At 73.4% G+C, this 25350-nt stretch carries 23 protein-coding genes and 4 pseudogenes; 12 read left to right on the top strand and 15 right to left on the bottom strand.

The annotated features are described in order from the left end of the window. The 7 genes and pseudogenes from ACFVST_RS26595 to ACFVST_RS26565 all read left to right on the top strand — a co-directional run. Positions 1-394 (top strand): type II toxin-antitoxin system PemK/MazF family toxin (locus ACFVST_RS26595; protein WP_390156119.1); only part of this gene is annotated, 394 nt, incomplete at its 5' end. Between the two features lie 214 nt (positions 395-608). Beyond that, positions 609-1886 carry an ergothioneine biosynthesis glutamate--cysteine ligase EgtA gene (egtA, locus tag ACFVST_RS26590; RefSeq protein ID WP_390156118.1) on the top strand — a complete coding sequence of 426 codons (1278 nt, stop codon included), beginning with the start codon at positions 609-611 and terminating at the stop codon, positions 1884-1886. Then, positions 1883-3226: an ergothioneine biosynthesis protein EgtB gene (egtB, locus tag ACFVST_RS26585; protein ID WP_390156117.1), complete on the top strand. Its 1344-nt coding sequence runs from the start codon at positions 1883-1885 to the stop codon at positions 3224-3226. The genes egtA and egtB overlap by 4 nt, the downstream gene beginning before the upstream one ends. Then, a complete protein-coding gene (gene egtC, locus ACFVST_RS26580; RefSeq protein ID WP_390156116.1) occupies positions 3226-3981 on the top strand; it encodes an ergothioneine biosynthesis protein EgtC in 756 nt (251 codons plus the stop codon). Before egtB ends, egtC begins: the two co-directional genes overlap by 1 nt. Next, entirely contained in the window at positions 3978-4940 is a 963-nt protein-coding gene (gene egtD, locus ACFVST_RS26575; protein ID WP_390156115.1) for an L-histidine N(alpha)-methyltransferase, read from the top strand. Before egtC ends, egtD begins: the two co-directional genes overlap by 4 nt. A 142-nt stretch (positions 4941-5082) precedes the next feature. After that, positions 5083-5298 (top strand): dodecin, encoded by a 216-nt coding sequence (locus tag ACFVST_RS26570; protein ID WP_390156114.1) that lies wholly within the window; start codon positions 5083-5085, stop codon positions 5296-5298. Positions 5299-5334: 36 nt separating this feature from the next. Further along, positions 5335-6380 (top strand): annotated as a pseudogene (locus ACFVST_RS26565) (MsnO8 family LLM class oxidoreductase). A gap of 5 nt (positions 6381-6385) precedes the next feature. On the opposite strand, the gene ACFVST_RS26560 reads toward ACFVST_RS26565, so the two are convergent. The 7 genes from ACFVST_RS26560 to ACFVST_RS26530 form a co-directional block, all read right to left on the bottom strand. Beyond that, positions 6386-7480, bottom strand: a complete 1095-nt coding sequence (locus tag ACFVST_RS26560) for a chemotaxis protein (RefSeq protein ID WP_390156113.1) — start codon at positions 7478-7480, stop codon at positions 6386-6388. A gap of 191 nt (positions 7481-7671) precedes the next feature. Further along, a complete protein-coding gene (locus ACFVST_RS26555) occupies positions 7672-8322 on the bottom strand; it encodes a GntR family transcriptional regulator (RefSeq protein WP_390156112.1) in 651 nt (216 codons plus the stop codon). A 45-nt stretch (positions 8323-8367) separates the two neighbouring features. Next, positions 8368-9639 (bottom strand): amidohydrolase, encoded by a 1272-nt coding sequence (locus ACFVST_RS26550; RefSeq protein ID WP_390156111.1) that lies wholly within the window; start codon positions 9637-9639, stop codon positions 8368-8370. An 88-nt stretch (positions 9640-9727) separates the two neighbouring features. Continuing rightward, on the bottom strand, positions 9728-10960 hold the full coding sequence (locus tag ACFVST_RS26545; RefSeq protein WP_390156110.1) for an amidohydrolase: 1233 nt from the start codon (positions 10958-10960) through the stop codon (positions 9728-9730). A gap of 107 nt (positions 10961-11067) precedes the next feature. Beyond that, positions 11068-12255 carry a GDSL-type esterase/lipase family protein gene (locus tag ACFVST_RS26540; RefSeq protein ID WP_390156109.1) on the bottom strand — a complete coding sequence of 396 codons (1188 nt, stop codon included), beginning with the start codon at positions 12253-12255 and terminating at the stop codon, positions 11068-11070. Between the two features lie 53 nt (positions 12256-12308). After that, positions 12309-13058 (bottom strand): hypothetical protein, encoded by a 750-nt coding sequence (locus ACFVST_RS26535; protein ID WP_390156108.1) that lies wholly within the window; start codon positions 13056-13058, stop codon positions 12309-12311. Between the two features lie 61 nt (positions 13059-13119). After that, positions 13120-13410, bottom strand: a complete 291-nt coding sequence (locus tag ACFVST_RS26530; protein WP_390156107.1) for an SCO0607 family lipoprotein — start codon at positions 13408-13410, stop codon at positions 13120-13122. A gap of 74 nt (positions 13411-13484) precedes the next feature. Between ACFVST_RS26530 and ACFVST_RS26525 the strand changes: the two are divergent. Beyond that, a pseudogene (locus ACFVST_RS26525) lies at positions 13485-13691 on the top strand (SDR family oxidoreductase); the annotation flags it as partial. Positions 13692-13722: 31 nt separating this feature from the next. Here ACFVST_RS26525 and ACFVST_RS26520 read toward each other — a convergent pair. Continuing rightward, complete coding sequence (locus tag ACFVST_RS26520) at positions 13723-15708, bottom strand: APC family permease (protein WP_390156122.1); 1986 nt, start codon at positions 15706-15708, stop codon at positions 13723-13725. Between the two features lie 146 nt (positions 15709-15854). Here ACFVST_RS26520 and ACFVST_RS26515 point away from each other — a divergent pair. Continuing rightward, positions 15855-16160, top strand: a pseudogene (locus tag ACFVST_RS26515) (glyceraldehyde 3-phosphate dehydrogenase NAD-binding domain-containing protein); the annotation flags it as partial. An 88-nt stretch (positions 16161-16248) separates the two neighbouring features. Here the strand turns inward: ACFVST_RS26515 and ACFVST_RS26510 are convergent. From ACFVST_RS26510 to ACFVST_RS26490, 5 genes are all read right to left on the bottom strand, one after another. After that, entirely contained in the window at positions 16249-16683 is a 435-nt protein-coding gene (locus ACFVST_RS26510; protein WP_390156106.1) for a hypothetical protein, read from the bottom strand. Between the two features lie 53 nt (positions 16684-16736). Further along, complete coding sequence (locus tag ACFVST_RS26505; protein ID WP_390156105.1) at positions 16737-17264, bottom strand: DoxX family protein; 528 nt, start codon at positions 17262-17264, stop codon at positions 16737-16739. Positions 17265-17372: 108 nt separating this feature from the next. Beyond that, positions 17373-19496 carry an MMPL family transporter gene (locus ACFVST_RS26500; RefSeq protein ID WP_390156104.1) on the bottom strand — a complete coding sequence of 708 codons (2124 nt, stop codon included), beginning with the start codon at positions 19494-19496 and terminating at the stop codon, positions 17373-17375. 307 nt (positions 19497-19803) lie between these two features. After that, positions 19804-20763 carry an ADP-ribosylglycohydrolase family protein gene (locus ACFVST_RS26495; protein ID WP_390156121.1) on the bottom strand — a complete coding sequence of 320 codons (960 nt, stop codon included), beginning with the start codon at positions 20761-20763 and terminating at the stop codon, positions 19804-19806. A gap of 359 nt (positions 20764-21122) precedes the next feature. Next, entirely contained in the window at positions 21123-21743 is a 621-nt protein-coding gene (locus ACFVST_RS26490; RefSeq protein ID WP_390156103.1) for an L-threonylcarbamoyladenylate synthase, read from the bottom strand. A 489-nt stretch (positions 21744-22232) separates the two neighbouring features. On the opposite strand from ACFVST_RS26490, the gene ACFVST_RS26485 reads away from it, so the two are divergent. Further along, complete coding sequence (locus ACFVST_RS26485; protein WP_390156120.1) at positions 22233-22547, top strand: nuclear transport factor 2 family protein; 315 nt, start codon at positions 22233-22235, stop codon at positions 22545-22547. Positions 22548-22573: 26 nt separating this feature from the next. Here ACFVST_RS26485 and ACFVST_RS26480 read toward each other — a convergent pair whose 3' ends face one another. Next, entirely contained in the window at positions 22574-23020 is a 447-nt protein-coding gene (locus ACFVST_RS26480; protein WP_390156102.1) for a Zn-ribbon domain-containing OB-fold protein, read from the bottom strand. Between the two features lie 146 nt (positions 23021-23166). After that, entirely contained in the window at positions 23167-23892 is a 726-nt protein-coding gene (locus tag ACFVST_RS26475; protein WP_390156101.1) for a TetR family transcriptional regulator, read from the bottom strand. A 139-nt stretch (positions 23893-24031) separates the two neighbouring features. Here ACFVST_RS26475 and ACFVST_RS26470 point away from each other — a divergent pair, with 139 nt between their 5' ends. Then, positions 24032-25198, top strand: coding sequence for an acyl-CoA dehydrogenase family protein (locus ACFVST_RS26470; protein WP_390156100.1), 1167 nt, complete (start codon positions 24032-24034; stop codon positions 25196-25198). Positions 25199-25259: 61 nt separating this feature from the next. Beyond that, positions 25260-25350, top strand: a pseudogene (locus tag ACFVST_RS26465) (electron transfer flavoprotein subunit beta); the annotation flags it as partial.

Here is a 25350-nt window from a genome sequence, read left to right as displayed (position 1 = left end):
CACCGAGGCCGATCCCGAGCGGGTGGGACGGGTGCGTACGGAGTACGCGCCGGCCCATGACGGGAATCCGGACCCCGGCGAGATCGTGTGGACGTGGGTACCGTTCGAGGAGAACGACGGGCGTGGCAAGGACCGACCGGTTCTGGTCGTCGCCCGGGAGGCGGCGGGCACCCTGCTCGCCGTCCAGCTCTCCAGCCGGCGCCATGACCACGACCGGGAGTGGGTGCCGATCGGCAGCGGTCCCTGGGACCGGGAAGGCCGGGACTCATGGGTGGATCTGGACCGGGTGCTGCGGGTGCACGAGGACGGGATGCGGCGCGAGGCCTGCGCCCTGGACCGGGCCCGGTTCGACGCGGTGGTGAACCGGCTGCGGGAGCGCTACGGCTGGCGCTGAGCTGCGGGTTTTCCTCGGCGCGGGCTGCTTGTGACGCCGGGCGGTACCGGTCCGGTGCCGGCCGGGTCCGTGCGGGTGGCGTGTTCTCTTCGTTCTGCGGGGGCCGGGACGAACGGGGAGGATCGTGGCGAGTAGCGCGGCCGCGGGTGGGTAGGACGGGGGCGCCCGGCCACCGGGACCGGGCCGCAGGCCGGAGGATCGGGAGGTCCCCGTCATGAGCGAGGGAAGCCGCAGCGACACCGGCCCCGACATCGGGGCCGATCTGGAGGCGCTGGTCCGCGGGATCTGTTTCAAGACCGGTCCGCCGCGCACCGTGGGCGTGGAGCTGGAGTGGCTGGTGCACGAGCCGCTCCGGCCCAGGCGGCCGGTGGCGCCGGACCGGTTCCGGGAGGCGCTCGCCGAGCTGCGCGGGCTCCCGGTGGGCGCGGCGCTCACCGTGGAACCGGGCGGGCAGTTGGAGCTGAGCTCGCGGCCCGCGGCCTCCCTCACCGAGTGCGTGACGGCGATGACCCGCGATCTGGCCGTGGTCCGCACCGCGCTCGCCTCCTACGACTTCACGCTGACCGGGCTGGGGACCGATCCCTGGCGGCCGCCCGAGCGGATGCTGCGTGAGCCCCGGTACGACGCGATGGAACGCTGTCTGGACCGGGCGGGGCCCGCGGGCCGGGCCATGATGTGCTCCTCCGCCTCGGTGCAGGTGTGTGTGGACGCGGGCTATGAGGAGCCGGGGCCGCTGGGGCACGGCCGCCGCTGGCGGCTGGCGCATCTGCTGGGCCCGGTGCTGGTCGCCGCGTTCGCCAACTCGCCGCTGGTGCGCGGCCGTCCGAGCGGCTGGCGGTCCACCCGGCAGGCCATGTGGGCGGGCATCGAACCGGGCCGGTCGGCGGCCCCGGTGCTGGACGCGGAGCCACGGGCGGCCTGGGCGCGCCATGTGGTGGACGCGCCGGTGATGTGCGTACGGGAGGACGGCGGGCCGTGGCTGGTGCCGCAGGGGCTGTCGTTCCGGGCGTGGGCCCGTGCGGGTGCGCCACGGCCGCCGACCCGGGCCGATCTCGACTACCACCTGACGACGCTGTTCCCACCGGTGCGGCCGCGCGGCCATCTGGAGCTGCGCATGATCGACGCGCAGCCCGGGGACGACGGGTGGATCGTGCCGCTGGCGGTGGTGTACGCCCTCTTCGACGATCCGGCGGCGGCGGAGACCGCGTACCGGGTGGTCAAGCCGCTGGCGGAGCGGGCGGGGCCGCTGCCCGCGCCGTGCAACGCGCTGTGGCTGGACGCGGCCCGGGACGCGCTGGCCGACCCGGAGCTCCGGGAGGCCGCCGCGGTCTGCTTCGACGCGGCGCTGGACGCACTGCCGAGGCTGGGCGCGGGCGGGGAGGTGCTGGCCGCGGTCGCGGGATACGCCGAGCGGTATGTGGCCCGCGGCCGCTGCCCCGCCGACGACCTCATCGACCGCTATGTGGCGCACGGGAAGGACCTGACCGTATGACGACCGGCGAACCGGCCTCCGGCGAGGGCTTCGCCGCGGCCGATCCGGAGGCGCTGCGGCGGCGCGCGGTGGCGGCGCTGCACACCGCCCGCGAACGCACCGCGCTGCTCACCGGCTGTGTGGACGACGGTGAACTGACCGCGCAGCACTCGCCGTTGATGTCACCGCTGGTGTGGGATCTGGCGCATATCGGCAATCAGGAGGAGCAGTGGCTGCTGCGGGCGGTCGCCGGGCGGGAAGCGATCCGCCCGGAGATCGACCCGCTGTACGACGCGTTCGAGCATCCGCGGTCCGCCCGCCCCTCGCTGCCGCTGCTGGCCCCCGAGGAGGCCCGCGGCTATGCGGCGGAGGTGCGGGGGCGGGCGCTGGATGTGCTGGAGCGCACCGAGTTGCGCGGTACTCCGCTGACGGAGGCCGGGTTCGCGTTCGGGATGATCGCGCAGCATGAGCAGCAGCACGACGAGACGATGCTGATCACCCACCAGTTGCGGAGCGGCCCGGCCGCGCTGTCCGCGCCGGAGCCGGGCCCGGCGGACTTCACCGGTCCCGCCGAAGTGCTGGTGCCGGGCGGCCCGTTCACCATGGGCACCTCGGCGGACCCCTGGGCGCTGGACAACGAGCGGCCCGCCCACCGCCGGGACGTACCGCCGTTCTTCCTCGACACCGTGCCCGTGACCAACGGCGCCTATCTGGAGTTCATGGCGGACGGTGGATACCGCGAGCCCCGCTGGTGGCTTCCGCGGGGGTGGGCGTACATCCGGTCCGAGTCGGTCACCGCGCCGCTGTTCTGGTGGCGGGAGGGCGGGGGGTGGCTGCGGCGACGCTTCGGGGTGACGGAGCCGGTGCCGCCCAACGAGCCGGTGGTGCACGTCAGTTGGTACGAGGCGGACGCCTACGCGCGGTGGGCGGGGCGGCGGCTGCCGCGGGAGGCCGAGTGGGAGAAGGCCGCCCGCCACGACCCGGTCTCCGGCCGCTCCCGCCGCCACCCCTGGGGCGACGCCGACCCGGGCGCCGACCACGCCAATCTGGGCCAGCGGCATCTGCGCCCGGCCCCCGCGGGCAGCTACCCGGCGGGCCAATCGCCCCTGGGCGTACGGCAGTTGCTGGGTGATGTGTGGGAGTGGACGGCGAGCGACTTCCTGCCCTATCCGGGCTTTCGGGCGTTCCCGTACCGGGAGTACTCGGAGGTGTTCCTCGGGTCCGGGTACAAGGTGCTGCGGGGTGGTTCGTTCGCGGTGGACCGGGTGGTGTGCCGGGGCACCTTCCGCAACTGGGACTATCCGGTGCGGCGCCAGATCTTCGCCGGCTTCCGCACCGCGCGCGATGCGGAGGCGAGCTGATGTGCCGTCATCTCGCCTATCTGGGACCGGAGTTGCCGCTCGGCGAGGTCCTGCTGGCGCCACCGCACAGCCTGTACCGCCAGTCCTGGGCACCTCGCCGCCAGCGGTACGGCACGGTCAACGCCGATGGTTTCGGGGTGGGTTGGTACGCGGACGGCGATCCGGTACCGGCGCGCTACCGCAGGGCGGGCCCGGTGTGGGCGGACACCTCCCTCGGCGATCTGGCGCGGGTGGTGCGCAGCCGGGCGGTGCTCGGCGCGGTCCGGGACGCCACCGAGGCGAGCCCCGACGGGGAGGCCGCGGCCGCGCCGTACGCCGAGGGGCCGTGGCTGTTCAGCCACAACGGGGCGGTCGGCGGCTGGCCCGGCTCGCTCGCCCCGCTGGCCGCGACCCTCCCGGCGGCCGAGCTGCTGAAGCTGGCGGCCCGCTGTGACGCTGCCCTGGTGTGGGCGCTGGTACTCCACCGCCTGCGCCACGGCCGGGAGTTGGGGCAGGCGCTGGCGGACACCGTGGCGGAGGTCGCGGAGGCGGCACCCGCCTCCCGGCTCAATCTGCTGCTGACCGACGGCAACCACATCGCGGCCACCGCCTGGGGCGACACCCTCTGGTATCTGACCGGGCCCGGCCCGCGCACCGTGGTCGCCTCCGAGCCCTATGACGACGATCCGGGCTGGCGCGAGGCACCGGACCGCACCCTGCTGGTCGCCTCCGCCACCGAAGTCCTGCTGACCCCGATCAAGGAGCCTGCCGCGTGAGCCCGTTCCGCCTCACCCGAACCCTGCCCGAGGACGCGACCGGGGCGGCGCTGCGTGCCGACGTCCTGGCCGGGCTGACCCGGCGCCCCAGGTCACTGCCGCCCAAGTGGTTCTACGACGCCCGCGGCAGCGAGCTGTTCGACGAGATCACCGCACTGCCCGAGTACTACCCGACGCGCGCCGAGCGGGAGATCCTGCTGGCGCGGGCCGGGGAGATCGCCGCGGCGACCGGCGCACGCACCCTGGTGGAGCTGGGCTCCGGCTCCTCCGACAAGACCCGCCATCTGCTGGACGAGCTGGACCGGCTGCACACCTATGTGCCGGTGGACGTCAGCGAGAGCGCCCTGGCGGCGGCCGGCTCGGCACTGGCGGCGGAACGGCCAGGGCTCCACGTGCACGCCCTGGTCGCCGACTTCACCTCCGAAGTGGCGCTGCCGGACACACCGGGCCCGCGCCTGGTGGCCTTCCTCGGCGGCACCGTCGGCAACCTGCTGCCCGCCGAACGCGCCGCCTTCCTCACCTCGGTACGCGCCCTGCTGGAGCCGGGTGACGCACTGCTGCTCGGCACGGACCTGGTGAAGGACCCCGCGGTCCTGCTCGCCGCGTACGACGACGCGGCGGGGGTGACGGCCGCGTTCAACCGGAACGTACTGCGGGTGCTGGACCGGGAGTTGGGCGCCGACTTCGATGCGGAGGCGTTCGGGCATGTGGCGGTGTGGGACGCGGAGCGGGAGTGGATCGAGATGCGGCTGCGCTCACACGGGGCGCGGACGGTGAAGATCCCGGCGCTGGATCTGGCGGTGGACTTCGCGGACGGGGAGGAGCTGCGGACCGAGGTGTCGGCGAAGTTCCGACCCGAGGGGGTGGCGGCGGAGCTGGCGGCGGCCGGACTGGAGCGCACCCACTGGTGGACGGACCGGGAGGACCGGTTCGCCCTCTCCCTGAGCGTGGCGCGCTGAACCGGCCGCCTCCGCACCGACACCGTCGGCGAGGCATCGCATAGCGGGACCGCCCGGGGTGGGGCACGGTGGAACGAGGGCCCGCCGTACCGCGCGCCCCCGGGCCGACCGACGGCCGAACCGCCCACCCCACGGAGCCCCCATGTCGAACCACACCTACCGGGTCACCGAGATCGTCGGCACCTCCCACGAGGGCGTCGACCAGGCCATCCGCAACGGCATCAACCGCGCCGCGCAGACCGTGCGCAACCTCGACTGGTTCGAGATCACCCAGGTACGGGGCCAGATCGAGGACGGCCGGATCGAGCACTACCAGGTCGGCCTCAAGCTGGGCTTCCGCATCGAGGACGAAGGCTAGGAGGTGCCTCCCCGGGCGTGTCCGCGGCGGCCGGGAATGGGTGGGCGGTGCGGGTGTGGGAAGAGGAGTGACCTCGCTGCTCTCCGCCGCCCGCTCTCCGTACTGGACCGCTCCCGGGTCCGGGCCGGCCATGACGCGGCCACCGCGCTCCGGGACACCGTCGCACTGGCCCGGCACACCGAGGCGCTGGGCTACCGCCGCTTCTGGGTGTCCGAGCACCACGGCGTACCGGGTGTGGCCGGCTCGGCGCCCACCGTGCTGGCCGCGGCGGTGGCGTCCGCGACCCGCACCGTCCGGGTCGGCACCGGCGGTGTGATGCTGCCGAACCACCAACCGTTAGTGGTGGCCAAGCAGTTCGGGGTACTGGAGTCCCACTTCCCCGGACGGATCGACATGGCCTCGGCCGCTCGGTCGGCTTCACCGACGGGGTCCGCCGGGCGCTGGGCCGCGGCAAGGACGACGCGGAGGACTTCCCCGCGCAGCTCGACGAACTGCTGCGCTTCTTCCTCGGCACCTCCCCCACCCGCGCGCACGCCCGCCCCGCGGAGGGCCTGACCGTGCCGCCGTTCGTCCTGGCCACCGGGCGGGGTGCGGTGACCGCGGCGCGGGCCGGGCTGCCGCTGGTGGTGGGCGATCTGCGGCAGCGGGAGCGGATGCTGCGCGCGCTGGACGGATACCGTGCCGCCTTCCGCCCCTCCCGGTGGGCGGCCGAACCCTATGTGGTGGTCTCCGGCAGCGTCGCGGTGGCCGCCGACCGCGACGCGGCACGCAGACTGCTGGTGGCCGAGGCGTGGGCGGGCGCCGTTTCCCGCACCACCGGCACCTTCCCGCCCCTCACCCCCGCCGAGGACATCGAGCAACACCCCATGACCGAACGGGAGCGCACCTTCTACGAGGAGGGCCTGCGCGGCCATCTGTACGGCACCGAGGACGAGGTGGCCGAGGGCCTGGAACGGCTGCTGGCCGAGAGCGGGGCCCAGGAGGTCCTGGTCACCACCAGCAGCCACGACCGCACCGCCCTGCTGGACTCCCTGACCCGCCTCTCCCACCTGGCCGGTCTGACGCCCCCGGCCCGCTGGTAGGCCGCTCAGTAGCGCAGTACGGCCGCCAGGTGGCCCGCCTCGTGCAGGGTGCCGTCCGGGACGAAGACCACTTCGGCGCCGGTGTCCAGGGCGGATTCCACGATGCCGTCCACGATGTCGTGCACCGCCTCCGGGTCGTCGTCCCCGGTGGGCAGCAGATGCCCGTCGCCGACGCGGACCGGGATGCGGTAGTGCTCCTCGGCGACCAGCAGGTGGATACGGCCGTCGGACGCCTTCTGCCACACCTCGTCCACCCCGGCCGCGTAGGCGCGGCGGCCGCGGGCGCTGTCGAGTTCACCGAGGGCCTCCGCGACGGCCTCCTCGGCTTCGGCGGCGCGGGCCGGGGCGACCGCCCTGGCCACGGTGTCCGCGGTGGCGTGGGCGAGCCCGCCGTGCGGCACCTGCACCGCGTCGCGGGCCGCCGGGCCGGTCTCGGTGAGGAGGGTGAGCGCGGCGGGCTCGCCGGTGACGTAGAGCGGCCTGGAGTCGGTACGCAGCAGCGCGGCCAGCGCGGTGCCGGCGTCGCGGAAGAAGTGGCGGGTCTGCTCGTCGCGGAAGGTGCTGGGCAGGTCCCCGACCTGCTCCTTGCGTTCGGCGTCCGGGTCCTCCAGGGAGCGGCTCATCGGGAAGCCGCCGCCGGTGTGCTCGGTGAGCCGATCGCCACGACCGCCGAAGAGGGTGATCCGGTCGGCGGCCAACGCCAGGACCCAGTACGGGCGTTCGGCGGCGTCGGCGGCGACCAGATTGCGGGTGAGGAAGGTGTCGGCGACGACGACCCGTTCGGGCACGGTGCGGTCCACGGCCCACACCTGGTGCTCGCCGGGCGCCGCGTAGAGGACCAGCCCGTCCATGGCGTGCGCGAGGTCGGTCTCCTGTACGGCCTCGCGTACCTGGGCCGTCACCTCGTCGCGGCGGTTCCCGCTCACCTCCGGGTCGCCGTCGAGGAGCCGTACCGCCTCGTCCACCAGATTGCCGAGGCGTACCGGGTCCTGGGCGTTGTCGGGCTGGCGGCGGTGGGTGGGCATCACCAGGGACACCGCGGGATAGGGGCGCTTCCTGCGCAGCTCGCGGAGGATCTGACTGGTCAGCGTGGAGTGCATACCGAGCGTCCCTTTCCCTGCGGGTCCCTGCGGGTGGCGGCGCACCGCGTGTGAGGCGCGCGTGTCGAGGCGCCCGCGGGTCACGGCCCGAGCGGGGCGCCGCGGTGTGCCGCCGCTCGTTCCATGCTGCCGCCAACGGGACGACACGGCCATTCCGGGCACCGCGTCGCCCGGCGGCCGGGGACTTCGGGTCAGGTGCGGGGAGCGCGGCGGCGGGCGGCGACGGCGGAGCGGCTGGTGGCGAGATGCTGGGCGACCAGCTCCTCGACCCGGGGCACATCCCGGTCCTCGATCGCCTCGTACAGGCTCTGGTGCTCCTCGGCGATGGCGACCAGGTCGTCGTGCTGGGCGAGCAGCCAACGCATCCGGCTGCGCAGGGTGTTGCCGAGTTCGCCCAGGAGGTCGTTGCCGGCGAGGGAGGTCACCGTCTCGTGGAAGTCGGCGGCGGCGCGGCGGGCGGCGATCCCGTCCCCCCTGCGGGCCGCCGCCAACTCGGCGTCCAGATCGGCCCGGAGCCGCTGAAGGCCCTCCCGGGTGCGGCGCTGGGCGGCGAGCCGGAAGGTCAGGGACTCCAGCGCGGAACGCACCTCGTCCAGGTCGAGCACATCGGCGGGGGTGAACTCCCGTACCACGGCCCAGGTCCGGGGCCGTGGTGTGACCAGGCCCTCGGAGACCAGGGTCGCCAGCGCTTCGCGGACCGGCAGCCGGCTGACGCCCAGCTCGGCCGCCACCTCCCGCTCCACCAGCTTGGAACCGGGCAGCCGCGCACCGTCCAGGATCTGGTCCCGCAACTGCCGGGTGACCCGCTCCGACTCCGATTCGAACCCTGCGACCCCTGCCATGCTGGTCATTCTCTCACCGCGCGCTGCGGCCTCCGCCCACGGCGGTCAGCTCCCGGGCGCGGTGGGCGGCAGCCGGAGGGCGGGGAAGTCTGCGGGGGTGCGGGGGCCGACGACCCGGCCCTCGTGGAGGACGAGGAGGCGGCGCGGGTGTGCGGCGACGGCCTCGGGGACTCCGTGGGCGGCGACGGCGACCAGGTCGGCGCGGCAGCCGGGGGTGAGGCCGTAGTCGGGGAGCCGCAGGGCGTCCGCGGCCTCGCCGGTGACCAGTTCGGCGATCTGGTGCAGCTCGCCGTCGGTCATCAGGGCTCCTTCGAGGCCGATGGTGGTGGCCCGCTCCAGCATGTCGGCGGTGCCGAACGGCCACCAGGTGTCGCGGATGTTGTCGGACCCGGCGAAGACCCGCACCCCGTGCTCCCGCAACCGCGGCAATGGCGGCATGGTGCCCCGCGGCCCATTGGTCATCACGGCCACGCCCGCCTCGGCCAACGCCCGTGCGGTGCGGTCGACTTCGGCCCCGTCGACCTGGCCGAGCGCATAGGCGTGGCTGACGGCGACCTGCCCGCCGAGGCCGAGTGCGGCGGTGCGCTCGGCGATGGCGCGCAACTGGCCGGTGCCGGTCTCGCCGCCGTCGTGGAGATGGAGGTCGATCCCGGCGCCGTGCCGTTCGGCCAGTGCGAAGACGGTGTCGAGCTGGCCGTCCACATCGTGGTCGAAGCCCCAGGGGTCGAGGCCGCCGACGAGTTCGCAGCCCTCGGCGAGCGCGGCGTCCAGCAGGTCCGCGACACCGGGCGAGGCGATCACCCCGCTCTGCGGGAAGGCGACCAACTGGATACCGAGCCGCCCCCGGAACCGCTCCCGTACCTCCAGCAACGCGTGCAGCCCGTCCAGCCGTACCTCGGGGTCGATGTCCACATGGGAGCGGACATGGCCGGTGCCGAGGTCGATCATGCGCTCGGCGAGGGCGGTGGCCCGCTCGGCCACCGGCACGGTGACCGAGGCGCGTACGGCGCGCTCGTCGGCGATCTGCTCGGCGAGGGTGGCGGTGCTGCGGTGCGGTACCCAGGGGGCGCCGAGCAGGGTCTTGTCGAGGTGGGCATGGCCGTCGACCAGGGCGGGCAGCAGCAGCGCACCGCCGAGTTCGACCGCACCGTCCGCGCTGGGGTGCGCGCCGGGCAGATGGCGGGTGACGGAGCTGATCCGGCCGTCGCGGAGGTGGACGTCGGCCCGGCGCCCGTCGGGGAGGGTGACATCGGCCAGCACCTCGGGGGCGACCGGGACCTGCTGCGGGCTCCGCGGGGCGTGGGTGGGCTGGGTCACGGGTCTCTCCTCCGGGCCGGCTCGGCTCATATCGCGGGCTTGACGGTATACCAAAGGTGAGGGCGGGTGAAGTACGTCCGCCACCCCCTCAGACGAGCCGGCCGTCCCGGGCCACGACGCGTCCGCCGTGCACCACCAGGTCACGTGGCGGCAGGTCCACCACCACCTGCGGCAGGCACTCGCCGCGCAGCAGCACCAGGTCGGCCGGGGAGCCGGGGGTCAGATCGGCACGCGGCAGGCCCAGTACGGCGGCGCCGCCGTGGGCCGCGGTCTCGTAGCAGGCGGTCAGCTCCGCGTCGAGGCGGGCGTCGGTGAGCCAGCCGAGGAGGTGGGTGCGGTGCATCATGTCGGCGTTGCCGAAGGGGCTCCAGGAGTCGCGCACCCCGTCCGAGCCGAGGCCCACCCGGACACCGCGCGCGGCGAGTGCGGCGATCGGCAGCACCAGCCGGTCGCCGGGCGCCACCGTGGTCAGCGCGATCCCGGCCTCGCTCAACTCCCCTGCCACCACGTCGAGTTCGGCCGCCCCGAGACCGGCGAGGCAGAAGGCGTGGCTGACCGTGACCCGGCCGCGCAGACCGAGGGCGCGGGTACGGGCGACGACGTCCCGCAAGGTGGCGAGGCCGACACCGCCCCGCTCGTGCAGATGCAGGTCGAGGCCGGTGCCGTGCCGTCCGGCGAGGTCGAAGAGCAGGTCGAGCTGCTCGCCCCCGGAGCCGTCGAAGCCGGTCGGGTCGATCCCGCCGACCTGGTCCACCAGCCCCTCGCGGGCGGCCCGGGCGAGGAGTTCGGCGGTGCCGGGTGCGCGCATCACACCGTGCTGCGGGAAGGCGGTGATCTGCACATCGAGCGCGTGCCGCAGCCGCTCCCGGGCCTCGGCGACCCCTTCGACACCGGCCAGGCCGTAGGCGGGTGCCACATCGGCGTGGGCCCGCAGGGCGCGGGTACCTCGGGAGACGGCGTGCGCCATCAGCCCGAACGCCCGTTCAGCGACGGGGAGTTGCTGGGCGCGGAACAGCTCCGCGTCCTGCTCGGCGAGGGCGGCGATGCCCTGGGCCGGCGCCCGGCTGACCCAGGGGCCGCCCCAGGTGGTCTTGTCCGGGTGGATATGCGCGTCGACCAGCGCGGGCAGCACCATCCGCCCCTCCCCCTCGACCACCTCGGCCCCCACCGGCACCGGCAGGTCACTGACCAGACCGTCGACGACGACCAGGTCCACAGCCGCACCGCGCCCCCAGGGCCGGACGTTCCGGAATACCAGCACCCGTCCCCCGCCACCGCCCCCGGCGGACTCCGGACCTGCGGCAACTGACTCGGCGCTCATGGCCTCTCCTCACCGTTCGGAAGCTGCGCGCGGCGACACCCGGCACCCGTACCGGCCATCGCCACAGCCATTGGTATACCGAATATACGTCGTCTGTCGCGGCTCCGTCAGCCGGTGGTGAGTGGGCCGCCGGGGCCGAAGGCGAGGTCGGCGAAGCGCTCCCCGATGCGGTGGTGGGTGGTGGCGTCCGGGTGCAGCTCGTCGGGCAGCGGCAGTTCGGCGTAGTCCCGCTCGCCGTACAGCTCGCGGCCGTCCAGATGGAAGAGCTGCGGATCGTCCGCCGATCGCTGCCGCACGATGCGGTCCAGCTCCTCGCGGATCATGTTCAGGGTGAGCCGGCCCATGGCGCGCTCCGCGGGATCCCCCGCCGCGCGGAAGCACAGCCGCCCCTCGCCCATCCCGGAGTAGTCGGGCACCGCGGGCCCCGGGGTGTCCTCGTGGATACGGCAGTAGAGGGCGGACACCACCAGCAGCGGGGTGTCGGGGTGGCCCTCGCGGATCGTGTCCAGGAAGCCGTGGACCGCGGGGCCGAAGGCGCGCAGCCGCATCAGATCGGCGTTGACGATGTTGATGCCGAGCTTGACGCTGATCAGGTCGGCCGGGGTGTCGCGCAGGGTGCGTGCCACGAAGGGGTCCAGGAGGGCGCTGCCGCCCAGGCCCAGATTGACCAGCTCCACCCCGCCACGGGCGGCGGCCAGCGCGGGCCAGGTGGTGGTGGGGCTGTCCGCGTCGGAGCCGTGGCTGATCGAACTCCCGTGGTGCAGCCACACCTTGCGTCCGCGGTCCGGCGGCGGCTGGACGGGCGCGTCGGTGCGGAGCGCGATCAGCTCGGTCCGCTCCCGGTGCGGCAGCCAGATCTCCACCTCCTTGAGCCCGGCGGGGAGCCCGGTGAAGCGCACCGTGCCGGGCGGGCCCGGTTCCAGTTCCGTCGTACCGGCCGCCATGTCGATGATCAGCGCGTTGCCCCCGGAGGCGACGGCCTGTGCGGTGAGGCTGCCGTCGACCAGCAGGTCGTAGATCCCGTCCGGGCGCGGCGGGGCGCCCTGGTACACCAACTTGGTGGGGAGCACGTCCAGTTCCACGGTGGTGGCGGAGGTCCGGAAGGCGAGCCGTACGCCGGAGGGCTGGGCCTCGGCCATGGCCAGTTGGGCGTCGGCGCACTGGGCGCGGGCCCGGGCGGGCAGGCGGTGCGGCAGCAGGCCCTGCGCGGTGCGCTCCAGTTCAAGGGCGCCGCGCACCAGGTCCGCGGTGAGGGGGACGGTGTGCGGGGCGGTGCCGGCGGGTGGGGAGCTCATGGCGTCGTAGCCTGCCAACCGGACGGCGGCCGGGCAAACCGGTTACCGCGGGGTCAGTCGGGCAGCGGCTGCAGATGGACGGTGGTGGAGTCGAGGTCCGCGCCGTCCGGGAGGTGGCGCTCCACATCGGTCACCGTCCGCCGTTCCGAGGTGCCGGGGGCGACGGTGAGGATCTCGCTCTGGCCGTTGTTGCCGTGGAAGGGGCCGCCGCCGACGATCCGGTGGCGCTTGTCGCGGAAGACGAACACCGGGAAGGCGCGAACGTCCGCGCGGTAGGGCGAGTTGAGGCTCAGACGGGCGGTGAGACGGCCGCCGGACACCGACAGGCCGGTGGCGGTGGCGGCCACATCGTCGACGTGCTTACCGGTGGCGCAGTAGGCGGCCGGCTCGATCTTCATCCTGGCCGGCCACTCGCGGAACACCGCGGTACCGGAGACCGCCCGCCGGGCTCCGGGCGCGACCGGCCCCAGGGTGAAGGAGTCCGTCGTGCCGTTCTCCGCCTCGCCGTTGACGGCCAGCGGCTTCCCGTCGGAGTCGAAGAAGGTGACCTTGACGGTGGTGCTGGCGTGGACGGATGGGGCGCCCGCGTTCCGGACGAGAGCGGCGAACGAGACGACCACCGGACGCCCACTCGCGGATGTCCGGGAGAAGCCCTGGTCCTCGACCCGCACGGCGTGCTCGGCATGGCAACTCGCCTGGCTCGTCGGGGACTTGGAGGCGGCAGTGGAGGGTCCGCCCCCGCCGCCACCGCATCCGGTGGCGGTCGCCAGCAGGGTCAGGGCAGCGGCCAGCGTCTTCCGCACGTGGTCACTCTCTCTCGTCATCGGCACCGCACACTCGGTCGGCACACCGCTCCCGGCGGCCTCAACTCAGCAGGCGGCCCTGCTCGTCCAGGGAGTGCTTGGACCAGTAGCGGTCCCACTCGTCGCCTTCACGCTTCGGCTCCGTGCCCGCCGGATAGCGCCGATAGCCCTCCGGCGGTTCCTGCCCCCGGGGTACGCAGGTGTGGGCGGTGGAGCCCATGAACAGGGCCGAGTACTCGTCGTCGCCGCAGATGGCGTCCGAGGAGGAGCAGCCGCCCGCGGTGAGCGAGACGACGACGGCCACCAGGGCCGGACCAGCCCCGGCCCATCGGCGACGCGCACGTCCTGGCATGACGATCTCCCCCTGTCCGGCACGCCACCCCCGTGGTCCGGCGCCCGACTAGGCTACCGGAGGGGCGGGGAGCTGCCCGCCGGGGGCTTCCGCGGCGTCCCCGGCGGCAGGTCGGTCAGACTCCCCGATGGGGGCGGGTCGGTGAGGCCGCCGAGATCGCGGGCGCCGTGGTCTTCCTGCTCTCCGACTCCGCGTCCTGTGTCACCGGCGCCGAGATCGCCGTCGACGGCCGCTGGACCACCGGCCCGCCGGTCAAGTACGTGATGGGCCAGCGAAGTTGAAGCGGCGCCCACCGGGTGGGCGCCCCTTCGTTCAGCTCGGCGGGGGGCCGGAGTGCGGGGGTTCGCCGCGGCGGACGGAGCCGGGGGCGCGGGCCAGCGGGTGGTTGGCCGCGCTGGACGAGCTGAGCTGCCAGGGCACGCTGATCACCATCACCCCAGGGGTGAACAGCAGCCGGCTCTTGAGCCACAGCGCCGACTGGTTGTGCAGCACGTTCTCCCACCAGTGGCCGACGACATACTCCGGGATGAAGACGGCGACCACATCGCGGGGGCTGTCACGGCGTTCGGAACGCACCCGCTCGATGATCGGCCGGGTCACCTCCCGGTAGGGGGAGTCGAGCACGGTCAGCGGTACATCGATGCCGAACTCCTCCCACTGGTCCCGGAGTTGGGCGGCCTCCTCGCGGTCCACGGCCACCGTGAGGGCTTCCAGCCGGTCCGGGTGGAAGGCATGGGCGTAGGCGACGGCGCGCAGGGTGGGCTTCAGCAGGGAGGAGACCAGGACCATGGCGATGACCCTGCTGGGCGGGACGAGTTCGGCCCGCGGGTCGGTGACCGCGAGTTCCTCGCTGACCGCGTCGTAGTGGCGGCGGATACCGCGCATCGTCACCCACAGCACGATCGCCGCCAGCACGGCGAGCCAGGCGCCCTCAAGGAACTTGGTGGCCAGCACGATCAGCAGCACCAGACCGGTGATCACCGCACCGGTGCCGTTCACCGCCCGCGCGAGATGGATCCTGCGGCGCCCCTCCCGGTCAGTCAACGACCCTTCGGCGGCGCGCAGTTGACGGTTCCAGTGCCGCACCATGCCCAGTTGGGACAGCGTGAACGAGGTGAAGACGCCGAGGATGTACAGATGGATGAGCTGGTTGACCTGGGCCTGGTAGGCGTAGAGGAGCAGGGCGGCGACCAGGGCGAGGGCCAGGATGCCGTTGGAGAAGGCCAACCGGTCGCCGCGGTTGTGGAGTTGGTGCGGCAGATAGCGGTGCTGGGCGAGGATGGAGCCCAGCAGCGGGAAGCCGTTGAACGCGGTGTTGGCGGCGAGGACCAGGATCAGCGCGGTCACGGTCTGGATGAAGTAGAAGCCGATGCTGTGCTCACCGCCGAGGACCGCCGCCGCGATCTGCGCGATCACCGTCCGCTGGGTGTACGAACCGCACGAGCCGGGCAGCCCGGTGAGACGGCACGGGTCCTGGGTGATGTGCACCTCGGAGACGAGCGCCAGCGCGGTGACGCCGACGAACATGGCGATGGCCGTGCCTCCCATCACCGCCAGTGTGGTCGCCGCGTTGCGTGACTTGGGGCGGCGGAAGGCGGGCACCCCGTTGGAGATGGCCTCGACCCCGGTGAGGGCGGTGCACCCCTGGGAGAAGGCCCGCAGGACCAGCATCAGCAGTGCCAGCCCGGCGAGTTGGGCGTCGCCCGGTGTGGGGGTGATCCCGAAGGCGGCGGACTCGGCACGCGGCGCCGTACCGAACGCGTACCGCAGAAGGCCGGTGGCGACCGTGATGAGGATGCCGCCGATGAAGAGGTACGTGGGCGCGGCGAAGGCGCGGCCCGACTCGCGGACCCCCCGCAGATTCACCGCGGCGAGCAGCGCCACGAAGACCAGCGCCAGCAGCACCCGGTACGGGGCGAGTCCGGGCAGCGCGGAGATGATGTTGTCGACGCCGGAGGCGACCGAGACCGCCACCGTCATCACATAGTCGACCAGCAGTGAGGCGGCCACCACCAGTCCGGCCGAGGGGCCGAGGTTGGTCGTCACCACCTCGAAGGAGCCGCCGCCGCTGGGATAGGCGCCGACGACCTGCCGGTAGGAGAGGACGACCACGGCGAGCAGCACGGCGACGGCGGCCGCGATCCACCCGGTGAGATGGAGATAGGCCAGACCGCCGAGGGTGAGGACGAGCAGGATCTCCTGGGTGGCGTAGGCCACCGAGGAGAGCGGGTCGGAGGCGAAGATCGGCAGTGCCAGACGCTTGGGCAGGAGGGTCTCCCGCAGTTCCTCGCTGCGCATGGCCCTGCCGAGCACCAGTCGTTTGAGCAGGCCGGGAACGTTGAACACGGGCGCGAGCGTATGCCGGGCGGCGGTCCACCCGGCCGCCGCGACCGCCCGCCCGGCGCGCCCCCGCCCGTCCCGTCACCCGGGCGGCGCAGCACGGGCTCTACGGCTTCGGCCGCATCGGCCGGCTGCCGGCCCGACTCCTCATCGAGAAGTCCGGCAACGGGCTGCGGCTGCGCGCCGTCGCCGTCCGCGGCAGCGGCGACCTGGTCAGGCGGGCCTCGCTGCTGCGCCGCGACTCCGTCCACGGCCAGTTCCAGGGCACCATCACCGTCGACGAGGCGAACAGCACCATCGTCGCCAACGGCAACACCATCAAGGTGATCCACCGCGACGACCCGACCACCCTGGACTACACCGAGTACGGCATCAGGGACGCCGTCCTCCACCTCTGGTACGACAACGAGTTCGGCTACTCCTGCCAGGTCATCCGCGTCGTCCAGCACATCTCCGGAGTCGGGTACCCGACCTACCCGGCGCCCGCTCCCTGACCGGTCAGATCCGGTAGGGGTGCAGGGCGACGTCCTGCGACGCGGCGCTGATCCGCACCCAGGCGCCGTCCACACCGCCGGGGACCGGTGCCGCCAGATCGAACAGCACCGGCCAGGGCCCCAACCGGAGGCAGGCGGCGCCCTCTTCGGCCAGTCGCAGGCGGCCGGTCATCAGCACCCGGCCGCCGTCCTGCCGCAGTTCGGGCCCGGCGGCGGCTGGCAGGGTGTTTCGGCCCCAGTGGAGGTCCTCGTCCACGGTCCACTCGACGAGGTGGTGCCCGTCGGCTTCCCGCGGATCACCGCACCAGAGCACCACGGCGGACCCGACGGACGTGTGCACCCGTACCGTCATCGGCCACCGCGGGGAGTGGGGCAGGCGTTCGGTGCGGACGAACATCGCCTCATGGTCCATGGCGCCCCCCGGCTGGTCGGCGAACACCCGGCTGTCTTCCGGCAGTTGGCGCCCGCCGGGCCGGGCCCGGCCGGTGGCGGTCAGGTGGTGTCCGGGTCGACCGTCGGGCGGCCCTTGGCGCGGCGGCCGACCACCGCGGCGGCCGCCAGCGCGCTGCCGGTGAAGGCGAGCGCGACCGTCCAGGGGCGGTTCAGCACATGGCCGGTGGCGTGGTCGAGGGAGAAGCGGCCGGGGCCGGCCAGGCCGATCGCGGCGGCGGTGAAGCCGAGGAAGGCCGGGTACTCGTAGCCGCCGCGCTGGACGAAGAACCCGGAGGGCGCGTGGACGGCGACGGCGCCGGCCATCGCTCCGGCCGCGGCGGCGCCGGCCGCCGGGGTGGCGAGGCCCAGCGCCAGCAGCACACCGCCGCCCGCCTCCCCGAGTCCGGCGGCGACCGCGCTGTGCTTGGGCGGGTGGAAGCCCATGGCCTCCATAGCGGCGGTGGTGCCCTCGATGCCCCCGCCGCCGAACCAGCCGCCGAGTTTCTGAGCGCCGTGCGCCGCCAGCACCGCGCCGGTGCCGATACGCAGGGCGAGCAGGCCGAGGTCGCGACGGTCGAAGCAGGCCATGAGGGTCTCCGCGGGGTCGGGGGCGGGCTTCCACTGTGGGCGGCGGGCAGCGCCACGAACGTCCCGATGCTAGGCCATACCGGTGACATACGGTGCCGTACCGGGAAGTCAGGTCAGGTCGGGCAGCAGCCGGGCGAGGGGGCGGGGCAGCCACCAGTTGACGGAACCCAGGAGTTCCATCACGGCCGGCACCAGCACCATGCGGACGATGGTGGCGTCCAGGAACACCGCCACCGCCAGGCCGAGGCCGAACTCCTTGACCGCGATGTCCGGGGTGGCCAGCACCGACAGGAAGACCGTCACCATGATCGCGGCGGCCGCGGTGATCACCCGCGCGGTGCGGCCGAGGCCCTGGGCGACGGCCTCCCGGGTGGCCGCGCCCGCGTCGTACTGCTCGCGGATGCGGGAGACGAGGAAGACCTCGTAGTCGGTGGAGAGGCCGAAGAGGATGGGGAAGATGAAGAGCGGCACCCAGGCGGTGATGGGCGCGGAGGTGGGGATGCCGAGGAGGTGCGCGCCCCACCCCCACTGCACGATCGCGGTGAGCACCCCGAAGGCGGCGCCCACCGACAGCAGTGTCATCACGGCGGCCTTCACCGCGATCGCCACCGAACGCACCAGGACCAGCAGCAGGACCAGCGCCAGGCCGATGACGGCGGCGATCAGCACCGGCATCCGGGCGGAGACGGAGGCCGCGAAGTCGGTGTCGCCCGCGGTGGGCCCGCCGATGTGCACCACGAGTCCGCTGCTGTCGACGGCCCGCGGGACGACCTGGTGCCGCAACCGGTCGAGGAGCACCGGGGTGGCGGCGTCCTGGTGGGCGGTGGTCGGGTAGGCGACGAAGAGCGCGGCCCGCCCATCGGTGCTGATCGTGGGCGGGGTGACGGCCGCGACTCCCGGGGTGGCGGCGACGTCGCGCACCAGAGGCGTCAAGTCGGCGCCGCCGGGCGGGAGTTCGGCGACGACCAGGAAGGGCGCGTCGAAGCCGGGGCCGAAGCCCTCGCTCAGGATGCGGTGGGCGGCGTAACCGCTGGTGTCGTGCGGTTCGGTGCTGTTGTCCTCGAAGCTGAGGCGCATCGAGAACGCGGGCAGGGCGAGCACGATCATCACCGCGGCGCCCGCCAACAGGCCGGTCACGGGCCGCCGTTGGATGACCCGCGCCCAGCGCTCCGCCATCGGGCTGCGGGCCCCGGTGCGGCCCAGGTAGGGCAGGGTGAAGCGGTCGATACGGCGCCCCGCGTACCCCAGCAGGGCGGGCAGCAGGGTAACCGCGGCGAGCATCGTCATCAGTACCGTCACGGAGGCGGCGACGGCGGTGGCGTTGAGGAGTTTCTGCTCGACGACGAAGAGGCCGAGCATGGCGATGACCACGGTGGCGCCCGCGAAGAGCACGGACCGGCCGGCCCGGGCCACCGCGGTCACCACCGCCTCCTCCGGTTCCGCGCCCGCGGACAGGCCCTCCCGGTAGCGGGTGACGATGAACAGCGCGTAGTCGATGCCGACGCCGAGGCCGAGCAGGGTGGAGACGATGGGCGCGAACGACGGGGCGGGGAAGACATGCCCCAGCAGGAAGATCAGGGCGAGCCCGGAGGCGATGCCGAAGAGGGCGGCGAGCATGGTGAGGCCCATCGCCAGCAGCGAACCGAAGGCGATCAGGATGACGAGCATCGCCGCCAGTGCGCCGATCGCGTCCGCGGTGCCGCCGTAGGGCGTCTCCGCGGTCACCACGTCCGCACCGCCGAGCGCCAGCACCACTCCCCCGCCCTGCGCGTCCCGCACCTGCGTGATCAGGTGCTTCACCTCATGGGTGGGGATCGGGTTGACGTCGGACTGCACCTCGGCGAAGGCGGTGCGCCCGTCCCGGGAGATCTGGCCGGGCGCGGTGTAGGGGGAGCGGACCTCGGTGATGTGGTCGGCGGTGCTCAGCCGCGCGGTCAGTGCGTCGACGCGGGCGCGGACCGCGGGGCTGCGGACGCCCGCGTCGGCGTGGATGGCGACGGTGAGCGAGCTGCCGCGGCGCTCCGGGAAGTGGTGCTTCAGCAGGTTCTGGGCGCGCCCGGACTCGGAGTTGCCGCCGGTGAAGTCGTTGTTGGCGGGCGCGGCGAAGCTCAGCCCGAGGACGAGGAGTACGGCGGTGCCCAGCAGCCAGAGCAGCAGCACCGTCCCGCGGCGCCGGTAGCAGTACCGGCCGAGCCGGGTGAGCTGTCCCTCGGAGGGGGGCGCCGAAGCCATGGGACCGCCTTGCGGGTGCGAGGTGACCGGGCGCACCGGTGGGCCGCCCGGGGCGCACCGCCTGCGCGAGCCGGCGCGACGCAGGGCACGCACCACCTCGGCGGACCGCCGCAACGGAGGGTACGCGGCGCCCCGCGACGCCCCCGCGGACACGCCGGGTGCCCCCGCCCCCCGGCACCCGTGCGGGCCCCGCCGGTCTCACCAACCGCTGGACCGCTCCCGTCGGCACCGGTGCCCTGCCGGTCAACACCTCACTGCTGCACGGGAGTTCGGGTAATGGGCAGTGTGGCGTCGGGCACCGGTGACCTCAGCCGCCCGCCCGGTACAGGCCGTCCGCGAGGGTGAGGAAGTCGGCGGTGCGCAGTATCCGGGTGCCGAAGCCGGGCAGCGGGAGGTGCAGCGGGCCGGTCCAGTCGGCGGGGATCGCGCCCGCCCCGTACACCGCGCCGGACAGTGCCCCGGTGACCGCCGCCACCGTGTCGGTGTCCCCGCCCAGGTCGATCGCGGCGGCCAGCGACTCCTCGAAGGAGCCGGTGGTGCGCAGCGCCCAGAGCGCCGAGCCCAGGCAGGGCCAGACCGCGCCGTTCGGCTCGGTGGCCCGCGCCGGGTGCCAGCCGGGATCGAGGACCACGGCCCAGCGCTCCCGGTGGTCCGGGTGCACCTCGGCGAGGGTCCGCGGCACCGCGGCCGACGGGTCACCGCCGTCGAGCGCCACCCGCAGCAGCTCATGCAGGACGGCGGTGCCCTCCCAGGCCGCCCGGTCGCCGTGGGTGAGGGCGGCGATCCGCCGGGCGGCGGCCATGGTGGCGTCCCGCCCGCCGCGGGCGAAGTACACGGCCGGGGTGGCGGCACGCATCAGCGAACCGTTGCCCGCCGCCTGCCCGTTGAGCTGGAAGTGCCGGGCCGCCGCGGTGTCCCACGGGTCGCCGGAGCCCAGGACCGCCCTGGTCTGGAGGCCGATGTCCTTGGGGTCGCCGGCCGCCCAGCGGCGGAACCGGTCGAAGATGTCCGGCAGGTCGAGACCGCCGCACTCCAGCAGCGACTCCCCCACCAGCACCGCCATCTGCGTGTCGTCGGTGGCCTCGCCGGGATCCCAGCCGCCGCCCCCGCACATCTCGCCGACACCGCCCGGGAAGCGCCCGGTGTAGGCGTCCGGCGGCCCGAACTCGAAGGGCGCGCCCAGCGCGTCCCCCACCGCGGACCCGAGTACGGCACCCCGCACCCGATCCGTCCGGCCGCCCACGCGGTCCCCGCCCAGCTCACGCATGTTCATCGGATCATCCTAGGCCGTGTCCGGAAAGTCCCCCCTGCCCCGCGGCGCCTGGCACGCTCCCCCAGCTACCGCTGGGAGGTGCCCCCACTCGCCGCACCGGCCAAACGCCCAAGTACGTCCAGTACGAGGGCATTCGGCCGGCACACTGAGAGCACGCACCATGGGGGCACCTCCCAGCCGCCAGGCTGGGGGAGCCGCGGGGCCGCCCTCCGGGCAACGGGGGGACTTTCCGGACACGACCTAGGCGGGCACCGCGGCGGCCGGCCCGCTCGTACTCCCTGCCCGGAGAGGAGCAACAGGCCGACCGCCATGGGACGTTCACCGCAGGACGAGCACCGTCACCGGAGGTGCCGTCACTCGAAGCGGGACGGGTCGCCCGCGCCGGTGCGGATGATCTCGGCGACGCCGTCGGAGAAGTCGACCACGGTGGTCGGCTCGGTACCGCAGTCGCCCGAGTCGATCACCGCGTCCACCGAGTGGTCGAGGCGCTCCTTGATCTCCCAGCCCTGCGTCATCGGCTCCTCCTCGCCGGGCAGCAGCAGGGTGCTGGAGAGCAGCGGTTCGCCCAGCTCGGCGAGGAGGGCCTGAGCCACCACATGGTCGGGGATGCGGACGCCGACCGTCTTCTTCTTCGGATGCAGCAGCCGCCGCGGCACCTCGCGGGTCGCGGGCAGGATGAAGGTGTAACTGCCGGGCGTGGCCGCCTTGATGGCGCGGAAAACGTCGTTGTCGATCTGTACGAACTGGCCGAGCTGGGCGAAGTCCCGGCAGACCAGGGTGAAGTGGTGCCGGTCGTCGAGCTGGCGGATCTGCCGGATGCGGTCGATGCCGTCGCGGCTGCCGATCCGGCAGCCGAGTGCGAAACAGGAGTCGGTCGGATACACGACAAGCGCCCCGGAGCGGATCCGGTCGGCCACCTGCCCGATGCTGCGCTGTTGGGGATTGACCGGGTGCACATCGAAGTACGTCGCCATCCATCGAGCTTAAGGGAACTTCGGAGTCCGGCGGTGCTCCCGGGACGATCCCGGTCCAGACCGGTAGATCCAGGCCCAGAGCGGGACTTGGGCCCTGGGACTCTGTTCCCGGGCCCGCCACCCGCCTCCGCCCTCCGCCGATGTGCGCCGGGCGCCGCGGCCGACCCGGGAAGCGCACAAACGGTGATCACGCCGGTGGGACCGGTCGGCCGCCCGTATACGCTCACCCCGAACCGGCTTCCGGCGGCGGATGGTCCGTACCGGGGGTGGCCGTCGACGGAGGGTGGCAGGGGGCCAGGGCCCAGTGCGGGGTGGGGTCCGCGGGCCCATGTGGTGCGGGCGGTGCGCGACTAGTGTCAAACGTGCCGGACCTGCTCAAGCCGGCACCCTGACCCGGGACGGCGTGGCTCAGCCGCCGGGCAGACCGCAAGCCCCGGCCCCACCGCTCAGGGCCGGGGCTCGCCCACGGCGGGCCCCCGCGGCCGCGAAATCCGCTGGCGGCGCCTCCGCCCCACGGCGTACTTCGCGGGGCGCCCCGGCGACCGCCTCTCCCGCCGGATCTGCGGCAACGTCCTGATCACCGCGGACTCCCCGGACACCGCGAGCGGCACCACCTATTTCGTCACCTGCCGCGTCGACGGCCACCGCCCGGGCCACCTGGTCCCACCCCCGCCACCGGCGGACCTCGGCCACTACGAGGACAGCTTCCGCCGGCTCGACGGTCAGTGGCTGCTCGACCGCCGGCGCCTGGTACTGCCGTTCGGCGGCCCCACCACACGTCTGCGCGACGGGAGTTGGGGCTGAGCGGGACCCTTTCGAGGCCGCCGCCGTCACCAACTGTCGTGCGGGGGCGGGCAGATGCGGAAGACGGGCTGGCGGGGGTCGGCCGGGCTGTCGGCGGGCAGTGCCACCGCGGTGCCGACGCCGACCGCGTCCGGCTGGGTGGTGGCGATCCGGGCCGACAGCCAGAAACCCTCGTCCATGTCCACGATGGCGATCGCCCGCGGGCGCCCGGTGCTGCGGCCGACCACCGAGACATGCCGCACCACACCGGTGCCCGCACTGCGCTCCCAGGCCAGATCGGAGGCGGCGCACACCGGGCACAGCAGCCGCCGGAAGACGGCGCTGCGGCACCAGCGGCAGCGCTGGAAGTACAGCTCCCCGGACCGGGCGTCCTCCGGCGGCTGCGGCCCCGGCAGTCCTCCGCCGGTGGCGGACTCGGCGTCGGGGCCGGTCGGGACGGGGGTGGCGGGGTGCACGGTGTCTGCCTGGAACAAGGAGGTCTCCCTGCGCGGAGCCGGAGGAACGGTGGAGCAGCCCGGCCGGACTGCGGCCCCATGGAGGGTATGACACTCAGTGCCAACTGTAAAGGTACTGCGTTCCCTCGACTCCGGGCGGACGGCTCCCGGTCGAATGCCGGGGGTCAGCCCTCTTCCAACGTGGACTCGATCTCCCGGACCACCCGCCACATCGGGGTGCGCCGCTTGGCGACCAGCACCACCACATCGTCCCCGCCGGCCGCGTCCGCCGAGACGTTCTCCGCGCCAAGTCCCCAGGAGGCGCAGACCAGTTGCAGGGCGTGGTCCATCTGCTCGGTGACATCGCCCTCGGCGCCGGAACGCAGCCAGGAGCGCAGTACGTTGTTGTGCGCGGCGACCACCGAAGCGGCGACCACATCGGCCCGCAGCGTGCCGTCCGACCAGTGGTGCAGCCGCCGCCGCAGATAGCCGGCAAGAGTCCGCTCATAGCGCCAGACCACGGCCAACTCATGGCTGCGCAGGCCGGACACGCTTCGGGTGAGCTGGTAGCGGCGCACCGAGAACGCCGGGTCGGCCGCGTACATCCGCATCACCAGGCGGGCCGCGTCGCAGACCCGGGCCACCGGCTCCTCCTCGCCGTCGCCGGACTCCAGGAACTCCGTCATATCGGCCAGGCACCGCTCGTGGTCGGGGAAGACCACATCCTCCTTCGACGGGAAGTAGCGGAAGAAGGAGCGGCGTCCGACCCCGGCGAGGCGGACGATGTCCTCGACGGTGGTGTGCTCGAAGCCCCGCTCCAGGAACAGCTCGAAGGCCGCCGTGATCAGCGCGTCCCGCATCGGTGGCCGCCCGCCACCGGCGGCGGTGCCGTTCTCCTGTGGCTCGTTCATGCCGGGGAACCTAACACCGGTCTGGACTCATGGCACTCGGTGTGCATACTTGAGGGTACTGAGTGCCATAACGTTGGTATCGGTACGTCACCATCGCTGCTGAGGCCGGGCACCGGCCAGGACGGACTGGGCTACCCCCATGAGCGAAGACTTCGACCTGTTCCGGCTGTCGGAGGAGCATGTGATGCTCCGTGAGACGGTCCGCGCCCTCGCCGAGGCGAAGATCGCCCCGTTCGCCACCGAGGTGGACGAGGAGGCCCGCTTCCCGCAGGAGGCGCTGGACGCACTGACCGCGAGCGACCTGCACGCGGTGCACGTACCGGAGCAGTACGGCGGTGCCGGGGCGGACGCGCTGGCGACGGTGCTGGTGATCGAGGAGGTGGCGCGGGTCTGCGCCTCGTCCTCGCTGATCCCCGCGGTGAACAAGCTGGGTTCGCTGCCGGTGCTGCTCTCCGGCTCCGAGGAGCTGAAGCAGAAGTACCTGACGCCGCTGGCCTCCGGCGACTCGATGTTCTCGTACTGCCTCTCGGAGCCGGACGCCGGTTCGGACGCGGCCGGGATGAAGACGCGGGCGGTGCGCGACGGTGACTACTGGGTGCTGTCCGGGGTGAAGCGCTGGATCACCAACGCCGGGGTGAGCGACTTCTACACGGTGATGGCGGTGACCGACCCGGAGCAGCGTTCGCGGGGTATCTCGGCCTTCGTGGTGGAGAAGTCCGACGAGGGTGTCTCCTTCGGTGCCCCGGAGAAGAAGCTCGGCATCAAGGGCTCACCGACCCGCGAGGTGTATCTCGACGAGGTGCGGATCCCCGCGAGCCGCATGATCGGCGCGGAGGGCACCGGCTTCGCCACCGCGATGAAGACGCTGGACCACACCCGCATCACCATCGCCGCACAGGCCTTGGGCATCGCCCAGGGCGCGCTGGACTACGCGGCCGGCTATGTGCAGGAGCGCAAGCAGTTCGGCAAGCCCATCGCCGAGTTCCAGGGTGTGCAGTTCATGCTGGCCGACATGGCGATGAAGCTGGAGGCGGCACGGCAGTTGACGTACTCCGCGGCGACCCGTTCGGAGCGGGTGGCGCGGGGCGGCGGGGACGAGCAGTTGACGTTCTACGGCGCGGCGGCCAAGTGCTTCGCCTCCGATGTGGCGATGGAGATCACCACCGACGCGGTGCAGTTGCTCGGCGGCTACGGCTACACGCGGGACTACCCGCTGGAGCGGATGATGCGCGACGCGAAGATCACCCAGATCTACGAGGGCACCAACCAGGTCCAGCGCATCGTCATGGCCCGCAATCTGCCGTAGCCACCCGTCCGTCAACAGCCCCGCCCCGGGCGGGAGAAGCACAACCTGGAAGGAACACGGCGTGAGCTTGAGGATCGTTGTCACTGTGAAGTATGTGCCGGATGCGACGGGGGATCGGCATTTCGCCGGTGATCTGACGTTGGATCGCGATG

It is taken from the genome of Streptomyces sp. NPDC058045 (assembly GCF_042885635.1).
GTDB lineage: Bacteria > Actinomycetota > Actinomycetes > Streptomycetales > Streptomycetaceae > Streptomyces.
This window is presented reverse-complemented; position numbering and strand designations above follow the sequence as displayed.